The organism is Corynebacterium jeddahense, from assembly GCF_028609865.1.
Taxonomy (GTDB): Bacteria; Actinomycetota; Actinomycetes; order Mycobacteriales; family Mycobacteriaceae; genus Corynebacterium; species Corynebacterium jeddahense.
Map to the genome: position 1 here is coordinate 2489836 of NZ_CP063194.1, position 12256 is coordinate 2502091.

Genomic DNA, 12256 nt, shown 5'->3' on the forward strand with positions numbered 1-12256 from the left:
AGAAACTGTTCACAACCACTTGACACAAAGCGCCGCCCTTAGTGCCAGGGTGGTTGTGCCTGCGTTTCCCCAGGTCGCCCCAGAAGCTGTGTCGATTTTTACAAATCGTGGGTGCGCACCAACTTGTCCGCAATGCAGAGGGGGCGGCTGGGCCAGGTAGCGCCTTTCCGGCCCGCCCGCCCGGTTGACGTCCGGGCCCCAGCTCGCCGACCACCTTTGCACGGGCAGTGTCAGCCTTTGCGGTTAGTGGGTTCCCACCAACGAGTCCGCAATGCAGAGGCAGGCGGCTGGGCCAGGTGCCGCCTTTCCGGCCCGCCCGCCCGGTTGACGTCCGGGCCCCAGCTCGCCGACCACCTTTGCACGGGCAGTGTCAGCCTTTGCGGTTAGTGGGTTCCCACCAACGAGTCCGCAATGCAGAGTGCTGTTGTAAGAATCGACAGCCGCGCGGCCGGTGGTGCCTGCGTTTCCCCAGGTCGCTGGTCGGCCCTATACAAACCGCTTTGTGCCGATTTTTACAAATCGTGGGGCCGCACCAACGAGTCCGCAATGCAGAACCGGAGCCAGCCCGAGCGGTTGCAAAAATCGACAGCCCGGCCCGGCTACTTCACCACCAGGTTCACCATGCGCCCGGGCACGGCGATGACCTTGACCACCGTCTTGCCCTCCACCAGCGACTGCACGCGGGCATCGGCGAGCGCGGCGGCCTGGAGGTCGTCCTTGGAGGCGTCGGCGACGACGTCGATGCGGGCCTTGACCTTGCCGTTGATTTGGACAGGCAGTTCGACGGTGTCGTCGGTAAGCCACTGCTCCGAGAACTCCGGGAACGGCTCGAAGGTGATGGTCTCGGGGTGGCCGAGGCGCGACCACAGCTCCTCCGCGATGTGCGGGGCGAGCGGGGAGACCATCTGCACGAGCGGCTCCACAGCAAGACGGGGCGCACCGGACGGGTAGGTCTTGGTGAGGTAGTTGACGTACTCGATCAGCTTCGCGACGTCGGTGTTGTCGCGGAGGTTGGCGTAGTCGTCACGCACGCCGGCGACGGTGCGGTGGAGCTGCTTGAGGTCCTCGTCGGTAAGGTCCGCCTCCACGACCGCGAGCGAGCCGGAAGTCTCCGAAACCACCAAACGCCACAGGCGCTGCAGGAAGCGGTGCGCGCCGACGACGTCCTTCGTCGCCCACGGGCGGGAGGTGTCCAGCGGGCCCATCGACATCTCGTAGACGCGCAGGGTGTCGGCGCCGAAATCGCGGACCACGTCGTCGGGCGCGACGGCGTTCTTCAGGGACTTGCCCATCTTGCCGTACTCGCGGTTGACCTCCTGGCCCTGGTACCAGAACGCACCGTCGCGCTCCTCCACCTCGGCGGCCGGGACGTAGACGCCGCGCGCGTCGGTGTAGGCGTACGCCTGGATGTAGCCCTGGTTGTACAGGCGGCGGTAGGGCTCTTTCGAGGTGACGAAGCCGAGGTCGTAAAGCACCTTGTGCCAGAAGCGCGCGTAGAGCAGGTGCAGCACCGCGTGCTCGACGCCGCCGACGTAGAGGTCCACGCCGCCCGGGTCGTTCGCGCCGTGCTCCTCGGGGCGCGGGCCGGTCCAGTAGCGCTCGTTCTCCAGGTCGCAGAACGCCTCCGAGTTCGTCGGGTCGATGTAGCGCAGCTGGTACCAGGAGGAACCGGCCCACTGCGGCATGACGTTCGTGTCGCGGTAGTACTTCTGCGTGCCGTGGCCCAGGTCCAGCTCCACCTCGACCCAGTCGGTAGCCTTCGCCAGCGGCGGGGCGGGCTCGGAGTCGGCGTCGTCCGGGTCGAAGGCGACGGGGTTGTAGTCCTCCACCTGCGGCAACTCGACCGGCAGCATGTCCTCCGGCAGGCCGTGGGCCTGGCCGTTCTCGTCGTAGACGATCGGGAACGGCTCGCCCCAGTAGCGCTGGCGCGCGAAGAGCCAGTCGCGCAGCTTGTACTGGATCTTCTCGGCGCCCTTTTGCTTATCGACGAGCCAACGGACCGCCTTCTCAATCGCCTCCTCCTTGCCCAGGCCGTTGAGGTCCAGGCCGTCGGCGTTCGCGGAGTTGACGTGCGCGGCGTCCCCGGTGAACGCGGCCTCGGACACGTCGCTGTCGAGCACCGGTGTGATCGGCAGGCCGAAGACGGTGGCGAACTCGTAGTCGCGCTCGTCGTGCGCCGGCACCGCCATGATGGCGCCGGTGCCGTAGCCGGTGAGCACGTAGTCCGCGATGAAGATCGGCACCTCCTCGCCGTTGACGGGGTTCACGGCGTAGGTGCCCAGGAACACGCCGGTCTTCTCCTTGTTCTCCTGGCGTTCCACGTCGGACTTCGCGGCGATGGCGCGGCGGTAGGCGTCCACGGCCTCGCGCGGGGTGGCCCCGCCGTTGGTCCAGCGGGCATCGGTGCCGGGGGCGTAGGACTCGGCCACGAGCTCGTCGACAAGCGAATGCTCGGGCGCGAGCACGACGTACTTCGCGCCGAAGAGCGTGTCGGGGCGGGTGGTGAAGACGGTGATATCGCCGGCGGGGGAGGCGAAGTTGACCTCGGCGCCACGCGAGCGCCCGATCCAGTTGCGCTGCATGCTCTTGACCTTCTCCGGCCAATCCAGCAGGTCGAGGTCGTCGAGGAGGCGGTCCGAGTAGGCGGTGATGCGCATCATCCACTGGCGCAGGCGCTTGCGGAAGACGGGGTAGTTGCCGCGCTCGGAGCGCCCGTCCGCGGTGACCTCCTCGTTGGCCAGCACGGTGCCCAGGCCCGGGCACCAGTTGACCATGGAGTCGGCGAGGTAGACGAGGCGGAACTCGTCGATGGCGGCGTGCTTCTCGGCGGTGGTCAGCTCGCGGAAGTCGCGCCCGTCCTTCGTCGTGCGCGCCCCCGTCATGAGGTCCTTGACCAGGTCCTCGATCGGCCGGGCCTTCTGCTGCTCCTCGTCGAACCAGGCGTTGTAGATCTGCAGGAAGATCCACTGCGTCCACGTGTAGAACTCCGGGTCCGTCGTGGCCACGGAGCGGCGGCGGTCGTGGCCGAGGCCGAGCTGGTCGAGCTGCTCGGTCATGTGCTTGATGTTCGTCTCGGTGGTCGTGCGCGGGTGGGTGCCGGTCTGGATGGCGTACTGCTCGGCGGGCAGGCCGAAGGCGTCGTAACCCAGCGTGTGCAGGACGTTCTTGCCAAGCATGCGGTTGTAGCGCGCGTAGACGTCGGTGGCGATGTAGCCGAGCGGGTGCCCCACGTGCAGCCCCGCGCCGGAGGGGTAGGGGAACATGTCCTGGACGTTGAGCTTGTCCTTCGGCAGGTCCTCGCCGGTGGCGAGGTCGCCAACCGGGTTCGGCGCGTTGAATGTGCCGTGCTCGCGCCAGTGCGCTTGCCACTTCTGCTCGATGTCGTTGGCCAGCTCGGCCGTGTAGCGGTGCGGGGTCGCCTCAGTCATGGTTACGCAGTGTAATCGGGGGCGTTTGCGTATCGACGCACCTCCGGCCCCATCCCGTTTCCCCAGCCACCCGGCGCCCCCTCGGCACCATGTCACTCAACGCATCGCAGATGGACGCCACCCGCCGCGAGCTGCAGGCCAACTTCGAGCGCTACCATCACGGGTATGCGCCTGTACACCGTCGGCTACTCGCAGAAGACTGCGGAGGAGTTCTTTGACATCCTCCGCGGTCACGGCGTAACGCGGGTGGTGGACATCCGCCGGCACAACACGAACCAGCTCGCCGGCTTTACCAAACAGTCGGATCTGCCCTGGTTCCTCGACACGATCGCCGGCATCAGCTACGCCCACGAGCTCGCCCTCGCGCCCAGCGAGGGGCTCATGCGCGCGTATCGCAAGGAGGGCCTGCCCTTCGACGAATTTTCGCAGCGCCTGCGCGCCGAGTTCGCCGAGCGCGAGATGCCCAAGCTTATCGACGGCTCCGCCCTCCTCTGCTCCGAACCCGACCCGGGCGTGTGCCACCGCTCCGTGGCGGCCGCCTACCTCGCCGAACAGGACCCGAGCATCGAGGTCGTGCACCTGTAGTCGCTACGTTGATGAAGCCCAGGCGTTACAGTGACACACCATGAGCACAACGACCGAATTGCAAACAGAAGGGGTGCCGGAGGGGCGTCGTCACGCAATTGCCCTGACGATGACCGCGATCGCCGCCGTCGGCGTCGCGCTGCCATTCGCCGCCGGCGCGCGGGAGGACGACTCGCTCGTCCGGCAGCCCGTCGCCGCCTACGACCACGACGAGTCGGTGCTCGAGGCCTACCGCCCGGACGGCGCGCCGCTCGAGTGCGACGGCCCAGACGAGCACTCGTCCATGGCCACCTTCTCGTGCGACGGCTTCGACGCGGCCATCGCGCACGTCGAGCGGGGCAACGAGGACCCGGACGTCACCCTGCGCCGCGCGCAGCGCGCCACGGCGCTCACCGGCAGCCTCTCGGACGCCGAGATCGAGCGGGGCGCACGCACGCGCATGCTTATCGACGGCTCCGCCGCCACCGTCCTCGTCCCCCTCGACGAGGAGTCCGGCAACAAGGCCGCCTTCATCAGCCTCAGCGGCGAGGGCGCCGGTGATGTCGCCCGCGCCACCGCCGAGCACTACGAGGAGGCGCACCGATGAGCCGGGTGTTGTTGGGCATCTACCTGCTGGTACTCGCGGCGGTCGGCGTGTTCGTGTTCCTACCCACCGGGGCGCTCGTGCCGTCCGTGGCCGCTGCCGGCGCGGGGTGGGTGGCGCTTGTTGCGCTGGTGAACTGGCTGCTCGTGCGGCGCCACCCGGCGCGGCCTGCCGGCACGGGGTGGGCGTTCGTGGTGGCGTTCGTCGCAGGCGTGCTCGTCTTCGGCGCGATGGCGCCGGTGAACGAGGCGCTCATGGGCGCGCTCGACGGGGCCGGGCGCTTCGCACGCTGGGCGGCCTCCCCGATCGAGGAGGAGACGCTCAAGCTGCTCGCCGCGGTGCTCGTCATGGCGTCGTTCAAGCGCATTGACAACCCGGTCGCCGCAGCGCTCATCGGCATGACCGTCGGCTTTGGCTTCCAGTGCGTCGAGGACGTGTTCTACGTGGACAAGGGCGTGCTCTACAACATGGTCAGCGACGCCGACGGGTTCGCGCAGTCCGCGCCCGGGCGCGTGATCACCCCGGTGAGCCACTGCCTGTACACCGCGCTGGCGGCGTACGGGGCGGGCAAGGCCATGTTCACCCCGGGCACGTCCGGCGGCTGGCGCTTCGGCACCGCGCTCGCGTGGTTCCTCGCCGGCTACGCCCTGCACGCGGCGAACAACGTCGGCGCCGAGTTCGCGGGCGATAGCGTCGCCGGGACGGTGTTCATCATCGCGCTGCTCATCGCGCTGCCGGTGCTGGGGATTTGGTTGTACGTGCGGAGCCGGAAGAGCGCAGCTACGCAAGCATCTGCCACACCGCAACTGCCATGATGACGGCGACGGCCGTGACGAAGATGAACACGTAGATGCCCCGGCGCGACCGCGCGCACGAGGTACGTGGTGCCAAAATAACAAGCCCGCCGCTCCGGTACACGACCGGGGCGGCGGGCCTGTCTTATTTGGCGCTCCGAATGCTAGGAGCGTGCGTCGACGTGCGGGAGCACGGCGAGCGGGGAAACGTCGGAGAACGTGGCGATGCCATGCTCCTCGTCGCGGAACCACGCGCGGATGTTCTCGAAGAACTTCATACGGGTTCACCTCCTTTCATCTCTGACGGGAGGTTGTTCACCTTCCGTTCATCTGGAGGTAACTTTAGGTTCCACAAAATTAGTTTGTCAACACCAACTATTGGCGCAGCGCCATTATGGCTGCATACGCACTAAAAATTCACTCCGTTACGGCTCCTTGAAACGGCAAAAGCCGGGCCCCGCAACGGGAGCCCGGCAGCGCCGTACTGCGGCTAGAGGAAGGGGTACGGATCCCAGCCGGAGATGTACTCGATGCGCTCGCGCGCGATGAGCAGGAGCGCGGCGATGACCGCGATGAACACGATGGCCAGGAAGATCCAGCCGAGCACGCGGCGGCCGCCCGCCGGGGCGGAGCCGTCCTCGCCGGGGGAGAGGAAGTGGATGCTCAGGGCGTAGAGGGCGGGCAGGCCGGCGCCGAGGAGGAGGCCAACACCGGTGACCGCGAGGAGGGATTGCAGCAAATCAGGCATGACGTGGTTCCTTTCCTATTAACCGCGCGGCGTCTGGTCGGGGGTGATGGTCGTCGTGGAGCCCGGGCGGGTCGCGTCGAGGCCCTTCGAGGTGTCCACGAAGTCGGCGGGCTCGCCGTAGCCGCGCACCTTGCGGATACGCTCGTCGCGACGCTCGATGCGCTTGTCGTGCTCGGATGCCGGAGCGCCGGAGTCGGAGTCGGAGGAGCCGGTGGTGTGCGCCGGGGAGTTGGAGTCGCCGCTCCAGTCGTCGTTGACGTTGTCCTTGTGCACCGGCTTCTGGGAAGCCTGCCAGAACATGTAGCCGCCGCCGAGGGCGATGATGAGCGCCAGGGTGATGCCGCCCCAGAGCAGGTTGTCGGTGAGCTCGGACACGCCGTGGCCGATCCACCAGGTGACGTAGGAGACGAACGCGGCGACCGGGAGGGTGGTGATCCAGGCCAGGGCCATGCGGCCGGCGACGCCCCAGCGGACCTCGCCCTTCGGGCCGGTCAGGCCGGAGCCGAGGATGGAGCCGGTGGCCACGTGGGTGGTGGACAGCGCCATGCCCAGGTGCGAGGAGGTGAGGATGATCGCGGCGGAGGAGGTCTCAGCGGCCATGCCCTGCGGCGGGTGGATCTCAACGAGGCCCTTGCCCAGGGTGCGGATGACGCGGAAGCCGCCGGAGTAGGTGCCGATGGCGATGGCCAGGGCGCAGGCGAGCTGGATCCAGAACGGCATCGGGTGATCCTGGTCGAACTGGCCGGCAGCGACCATGGCGAGGAAGATCACGCCCATGGTCTTCTGCGCGTCAGAGGTACCGTGCGCGAGCGCCACCAGAGAGGCGGTGCCGATCTGGCCCCAGCGGAAGTAGTTGTCGCGGTGGTTGTGCTCGGCGTTCGCGGTGATCTTGTACACCAGCCAGGTGCCCACCGCGGCGATGAGGCCCGCGACGAACGGGGCGAACAGCGCCGGGAGGATGATCTTGTCCAGCACGCCGTGCCAGACCACGCCGTCCCAGCCGATCGCGGCGATCGCGGCGCCGATGAGGCCGCCGAACAGCGCGTGGGAGGACGACGACGGGATGCCGAAGAGCCAGGTAAAGAGGTTCCACATGATGCCGCCGGCGAGGCCGGCGAACACCACGAGGAGGAGGCGCTCGGAATCGAGCGTGTCGTTGAGGTCGAAAACGTCGAGTTTGACGATGCCGCCCGCGACAGTCTTCGCAACAGCCACAGACAGGAACGCACCGACGAGGTTGAGGACACCGGCGAGCGCCACAGCCGTCTTGGGCTTAAGCGCGCCGGTGGCGATGGAGGTTGCCATCGCGTTGGCAGTGTCGTGGAAACCGTTCGTGAAGTCGAAGAATAACGAGACGACGATGATGAGTACGAGGAGGATAGTGATGCTCACAGCGAAAAATTATGCGACAGATTTTGGACGTAATCTCCACTCGGACGCGAAGTTTCACCTGTCTGTAAACCACGGGTTTTTCGGCGCCGCCGCGACCTGTGTGTTTACAAATGAGCACACCAAAAGTTCATCTGCGCGTTACCCGCGCACCATGTTCCACACCGTCACCGCCATAATGATTAGGCCCATCACCAGAACGAAGATCGTGTCGGGGCGCCGCGCGTAGTGTTTGAACGCCGTCGCCTTTTGGAACAGCAGCACCGGCATGATGTAGACGAGGAACGACACGAAGATACCGCCGACCACCGAGATCATGTCCAGAATCGAGGGGTTCGCCACCGCGACAAGCACCGCCGTGACAAAGACGAAGATGTTCACGATCCACCGGAGGGTGTTCGTCGATAAGCGGGCTGCTGTGTTGGGGGCGACGACGCGCAGGAGGTAGCCGGTGCCCTCCTCCGTGCCGAGCAGGTGGCCGAAGTACGAAGTGACAATCGCGCAGATGGCGATAATCGGGCTCATCCACGCCATGAACGGGGTGTCCGTCTCGTTGGCCAGGTAGGACAGCACCGGCACGTTTTGCGCCGCGGCCTCGTCCATGCCGTCCGCGCCGAGCGCGAGCGCGCACGACCACACGAAGAACATGGTGAAGGTGACCAGCATGATCGCGGTGACCAGCTCCACCTTGGACACCTCGCGCTCGGTGGCCTCGACGTCGCCGTCGTGCTTCTTCTGCATGTCCAGCGCGAACTGGCTCAGCGCCGCCATGTGGCTGAACGAGAACACGAGTACCGGCAGGATGAGCAGCAGGCCCTGCCAGACGGGGTAGGCGGAGTCGTAGTGGAGGAAGCTGTCGAAGTCCCACGACGGAATGAGGTAGAGCGACACCGCCGCGAGCGCGATGATGAGCGGGTAGACCAGCACGTTCGCGATCCACAGGGTGAGCTTCTTGCCGACGGCGTACGCGCCCGTCATCACACCCACGCTCACGCCGGCGAGCACCCAGCGGCTCACGTGCACGCCGCCGAGCTGGTTAACGATGAAGCTGTCCAGCGTATTCGTAATCGAGATGCCGTAGATGAGCACCGTCGGGTAAATGCCCAGCCAGTACAGCACCGCCGAGGCGAACCCGCGCTTGCGGCCGGTGAGCGCCGTGATCACCTGCAGCACGTCGAGACCCTTCACCGGCGACGCCGAAACGATGCGCGCGTACGTGCGGTGCGAGAAGAACACCATCGGGCCGATGAGCAGCGTCGCGATGACCAGCGGCCAGAAGCCGAAGCTGCCCGCGTTGATGGGCAGGAAGAGGATGCCCGCGCCCACGCCGGTGCCAAACAGCGTGATCACCCACCGCATGAACGAGCCGTCCGGGTCGTCGCCCTCGCGCTGCTCCTTGATCTGCTCGATGTCGGCATCCGAGAGGTTCTCCCGGTCGAACTCTTGGCGCGCCATCTCCAGGTGTTCTTCACTGTATTGTTCCGGCAGCTCGGCGTTAGTCATGGAGGTTTACGTTACTCCGGGGGCGTTGCGTATCGACGCACCTTCGGCCGGCGGCGGTTTGTCGGGGGTTCCTGCCGGCGGACCGCCAAACCTATCGGCGCAACCTCACGCCGGCCGGGATCCCCACTGTTCGAGCCGGTGCTCCTCCACAACATCTTCGACCGCAAACAGCATGTCCCGCAGCACGCCGTAGGCGCAGCGCTTCGTCTCCAGGTCCACGAGCACCTGCAAGTCGCCGACCATCATCTCCAGCACCGCGAGCGGCTCCGCCTGGCTCGGGCCGAAGAGGGGCAGCGGGAAATACATGCTGCTCGGCTGCCTGCCCACGTCGTGGCCGTCCACCTCGTCGCACTTCAAATTCAGGTTGAACTCCGCCAGCCCCGCGCTCTGCAGCTCGACGCCCGGCTTCGGGAACGCGACGTCGCGGACTTCCACCCGCATCGCCCGATCCACCAGCCCGGCGCGCTCGACGGGCTGCGGCAGCGCCCACGACATGCTGTCGCACAGCAGCCTCATCTGGTCCATCCGGCCGTCGTCCGCCTGCTCCCGCGCCGTGACCGCCAGCCCGTACAGGCCCGCAAAGCGCGGCTCGAGCTCGATCGCCTCGCGCAACACGTCCACCATGAGCCGCGCCGCCGAGCCCGCCGACTCCGGCGTCGACGCCCGCCGCAACAGCAACAGCGGTATCCCCGCCATGACCGTCAAGCTCGCGAGGTCCTTCGCCACCTCACCCGATTCCGGCTGCTTCTCGTTGCCCGGGCGCCACTGCCTCGCCACCCGGGTCAGCTCGTCCCCGATCTCCTGGCCGAGCGCCCGCCCGTACGCGTCCAGCTCGCCCGCCCGATTCGCAACAATGACCTGGCCCCGCACGTGCGTCCCCGCCGCCTTGGCCCCAATTTTCCAAGTTTTCATCCCCATGCCGGGCAGCTTACGGCGCTTCCCTCGGAAACACAGCCCCTCACGTGCTCATTTCAGTGGACATCCGCCTATCGACGCACCAAAGGTCAGCCCCACAACCCCCTCCGCCGATCCAGCACCCTCCTGAGGTCGCGCGCCCGGCGCGGATCGAAATCGGCCGCGGACACGATCCGCTCCGCGGCACCATCGGTTACCCGCAGGGCTTGGGCCATAACGCGCTCGGTTGCGTTCACCGTCAAACCGATCTCCGTGCAGAATGCCCGGAACGCCTTGCCGCTGATGTTGTCCTTGCGCCCCTGCACGGACAGCGCCATCGTGGAATCCCCGTAGGGCACCGTTGATGGGATGTCGTAGATAGGGGACATCTCGGCCCTGCGGCCCCTCCAGATCAACGACAGATTCTTCGCATGTAGATCACCGTTTCCGGTCAGCCAGGCAAGGGCGACTTGGAAGGCGATTGATCGGGCAGTCAAGCTTGGCGACGCACTCACGCCCATCAACGCCTCCGCCACCTCCTCCATTGCTGGGCTGTACTTCGCGCTCGGGTACAGGCCCATGACCTGCGCGGCGTCTTCGACGTGGAGCCGGGTGCCGCCTAACCGGTCGAAGCGGGTGATGAGGAGGCCGGGGCGACCGGAGGCGTCGATAAGCAACTGCGTTTCAGCGAGCGGGTACTTGGCGGCGGCTGCGATGGCGAAGCACTCGGCCTCATTCTCCACAAGCTTCGGGTACTCGGGCGGGGACACCTTGAGAATGTATTCGGTGTTGTGGCCGCGAACTGCGGCTGCAATGGTGCGTGCCGATGCCTTGTCCTGCACGCCGGGAACGGCAATGGGATCCGCGATTCCGGCGTCAGTGATGGCCGCCGAGAAATCGAGCGGGCCGGACAAATCGATCACGGCGGGGGAGGGCGCGAGCGGCTTGCCGTGCGCAACGACGCTGACATCACCGACCGTGTCGGAACCGACTGCGACGAGGAGAGCCAGCTCATCGTCGAGTGATGCCTTGACCGAACGCTTCAGCGTGGAGAGCCGCCTGCCCTCAGGCAGCAGGTTGGCGAAAAACGGCGGGAGCGCACCTGCTGAGGTGACATAGGGCGCGCCACTGATCGGCAGCGTTGAGGCCACAGCCTTCGTGGCGCCCTCCACGTAGTCGAACTCCGTGCGGCCATCGGCATGGGTAGTGAAGTGGCCGGCCAGTTCCTCGCCCACGTACACGTCTGCTGCAACAACCGGGGACGTCACAGCAGATCACCCTTGTGCACAACAGGTTCGAGGTCGTAACCGAGAACCGCAAGCACCTCGATCACCTTGCCGATCTCCGCCGTCGGCTTGCCATGCTCCAGCTCCCGGAGGAACCGATCCGACACGTCCGCAAGCTCCGCGACCTCCAGTTGGGTCAGCCTCCGCTCCTTGCGCTGAGCGCGCACAAAGCTGCCGAGTGCCTCAATATCCACGCGCCACGCCTCCTCGCCGATCGTATTACGGAACGTTCGCACCGAATCTGTTCCAATAGGCCGTAAGTTTAGCGCAAAACAGTGCATTTCGGTGCGTTCGATCCGAGTTGGACGCACGCAGCCTCAATTTTGCGATATTTCCCATCAGATCGGCGCGTTCGTTCCGTCGCGGGTGAGCTCGAAGGGTGGTCGCGGCCGCATACACGCAGCGATCTGCCTATCTACGCACCGGCTTAGCCCAGCGGCGCGTAGCCAAAGTCACCGCGCTGCACCTGACTGCGGGCATTCGGGTCGAAGGTTGCGCACAGGGCTGCCGCCACGTAGCGCACACCGCCTGCCGGCGAAGAGGAACCGACGCGCTCGGCGCAGTTCTCCAGGGCTGGCAGGCCGATACTCTCCCCGGGCGAAGTCATGGAGAAGAAAGACGCGGCCATCATGGTGTTGCCATCGGCGCGCACGTATTCCGAAGAGCCCTTAATAGCTTGCCAAGCAATCGCCCCGACGGGATCGGTGCGGAACTGATCCCGCTCAGTTGGGGTCATCTCGGCGTTAGCAGCAGGCACGGACAGTGTTGTGATGAGTAGTGCTGCTGTTGCAGCAAGGAGAGGAAGCTTTTTCATAGGAACACTCTATCTCCCGCGCCACAGTTTTTCTTGGCATTGCCGACCCCGGCTTAACTGCGCAACTGTCGAATCTCGGCAGGCCCCACACGGCGCAATGCGGAGTCCGCACGGGATGACGCATCGGCGACCTCCGCCACCTCAAGCTGAGGCAGCCTGAGTTTCGGATTACGCTCAACCGCTTGGGTTCCCCGAAAACGCTGCAGCTTTTCATGATGGACGGCACTGCCGC

The 12256-nt window shown here is 66.2% G+C and carries 11 protein-coding genes; 3 read left to right on the plus strand and 8 right to left on the minus strand.

Going from position 1 to position 12256, the window contains the following annotated elements:
- Positions 1 to 599: 599 nt before the first annotated feature.
- Positions 600 to 3428, minus strand: coding sequence for a leucine--tRNA ligase (leuS, locus tag CJEDD_RS11935; protein ID WP_273657540.1), 2829 nt, complete (start codon positions 3426 to 3428; stop codon positions 600 to 602).
- Positions 3429 to 3593: 165 nt separating this feature from the next.
- Between leuS and CJEDD_RS11940 the strand changes: the two genes are divergently transcribed.
- From CJEDD_RS11940 to CJEDD_RS11950, 3 genes are read left to right on the plus strand one after another with little or no spacing between them, the layout of a single operon-like run.
- Positions 3594 to 4013: a DUF488 domain-containing protein gene (locus CJEDD_RS11940; protein WP_042407553.1), complete on the plus strand. Its 420-nt coding sequence runs from the start codon at positions 3594 to 3596 to the stop codon at positions 4011 to 4013.
- Positions 4014 to 4053: 40 nt separating this feature from the next.
- Complete coding sequence (locus tag CJEDD_RS11945; protein ID WP_157034480.1) at positions 4054 to 4599, plus strand: hypothetical protein; 546 nt, start codon at positions 4054 to 4056, stop codon at positions 4597 to 4599.
- The gene (locus CJEDD_RS11950; protein ID WP_042407550.1) at positions 4596 to 5411 is read left to right on the plus strand and encodes a PrsW family glutamic-type intramembrane protease; all 816 of its coding nucleotides are present in this window, start codon (positions 4596 to 4598) and stop codon (positions 5409 to 5411) included. The genes CJEDD_RS11945 and CJEDD_RS11950 overlap by 4 nt, the downstream gene beginning before the upstream one ends.
- Positions 5412 to 5880: 469 nt before the next feature.
- On the opposite strand, the gene CJEDD_RS11955 is transcribed toward CJEDD_RS11950, so the two are convergent.
- The 7 genes from CJEDD_RS11955 to CJEDD_RS11985 form a co-directional block, all read right to left on the minus strand.
- On the minus strand, positions 5881 to 6138 hold the full coding sequence (locus tag CJEDD_RS11955; RefSeq protein WP_042407548.1) for a hypothetical protein: 258 nt from the start codon (positions 6136 to 6138) through the stop codon (positions 5881 to 5883).
- A gap of 18 nt (positions 6139 to 6156) precedes the next feature.
- Complete coding sequence (locus CJEDD_RS11960; protein WP_042407546.1) at positions 6157 to 7530, minus strand: inorganic phosphate transporter; 1374 nt, start codon at positions 7528 to 7530, stop codon at positions 6157 to 6159.
- Positions 7531 to 7668: 138 nt separating this feature from the next.
- On the minus strand, positions 7669 to 9030 hold the full coding sequence (locus CJEDD_RS11965; protein WP_052333807.1) for an amino acid permease: 1362 nt from the start codon (positions 9028 to 9030) through the stop codon (positions 7669 to 7671).
- Positions 9031 to 9135: 105 nt separating this feature from the next.
- Positions 9136 to 9948 (minus strand): hypothetical protein, encoded by an 813-nt coding sequence (locus CJEDD_RS11970; protein WP_042407543.1) that lies wholly within the window; start codon positions 9946 to 9948, stop codon positions 9136 to 9138.
- 86 nt (positions 9949 to 10034) lie between these two features.
- Positions 10035 to 11192, minus strand: coding sequence for a type II toxin-antitoxin system HipA family toxin (locus CJEDD_RS11975; protein WP_042407540.1), 1158 nt, complete (start codon positions 11190 to 11192; stop codon positions 10035 to 10037).
- A complete protein-coding gene (locus tag CJEDD_RS11980) occupies positions 11189 to 11446 on the minus strand; it encodes a helix-turn-helix transcriptional regulator (protein WP_239356533.1) in 258 nt (85 codons plus the stop codon). The genes CJEDD_RS11975 and CJEDD_RS11980 overlap by 4 nt, the downstream gene beginning before the upstream one ends.
- A gap of 191 nt (positions 11447 to 11637) precedes the next feature.
- On the minus strand, positions 11638 to 12024 hold the full coding sequence (locus tag CJEDD_RS11985) for a hypothetical protein (RefSeq protein ID WP_042407533.1): 387 nt from the start codon (positions 12022 to 12024) through the stop codon (positions 11638 to 11640).
- Between the last annotated feature and the right edge of the window lie 232 nt (positions 12025 to 12256).

Bases quoted from the DNA above. Each gene is read 5' to 3' on its own strand.
- leuS (WP_273657540.1), bottom strand. From the start codon at position 3,428: ATGACTGAGGCGACCCCGCACCGCTACACGGCCGAGCTGGCCAACGAC.
- CJEDD_RS11940 (WP_042407553.1), top strand. From the start codon at position 3,594: ATGCGCCTGTACACCGTCGGCTACTCGCAGAAGACTGCGGAGGAGTTC.
- CJEDD_RS11945 (WP_157034480.1), top strand. From the start codon at position 4,054: ATGAGCACAACGACCGAATTGCAAACAGAAGGGGTGCCGGAGGGGCGT.
- CJEDD_RS11950 (WP_042407550.1), top strand. From the start codon at position 4,596: ATGAGCCGGGTGTTGTTGGGCATCTACCTGCTGGTACTCGCGGCGGTC.
- CJEDD_RS11955 (WP_042407548.1), bottom strand. From the start codon at position 6,138: ATGCCTGATTTGCTGCAATCCCTCCTCGCGGTCACCGGTGTTGGCCTC.
- CJEDD_RS11965 (WP_052333807.1), bottom strand. From the start codon at position 9,030: ATGACTAACGCCGAGCTGCCGGAACAATACAGTGAAGAACACCTGGAG.
- CJEDD_RS11970 (WP_042407543.1), bottom strand. From the start codon at position 9,948: ATGGGGATGAAAACTTGGAAAATTGGGGCCAAGGCGGCGGGGACGCAC.
- CJEDD_RS11985 (WP_042407533.1), bottom strand. From the start codon at position 12,024: ATGAAAAAGCTTCCTCTCCTTGCTGCAACAGCAGCACTACTCATCACA.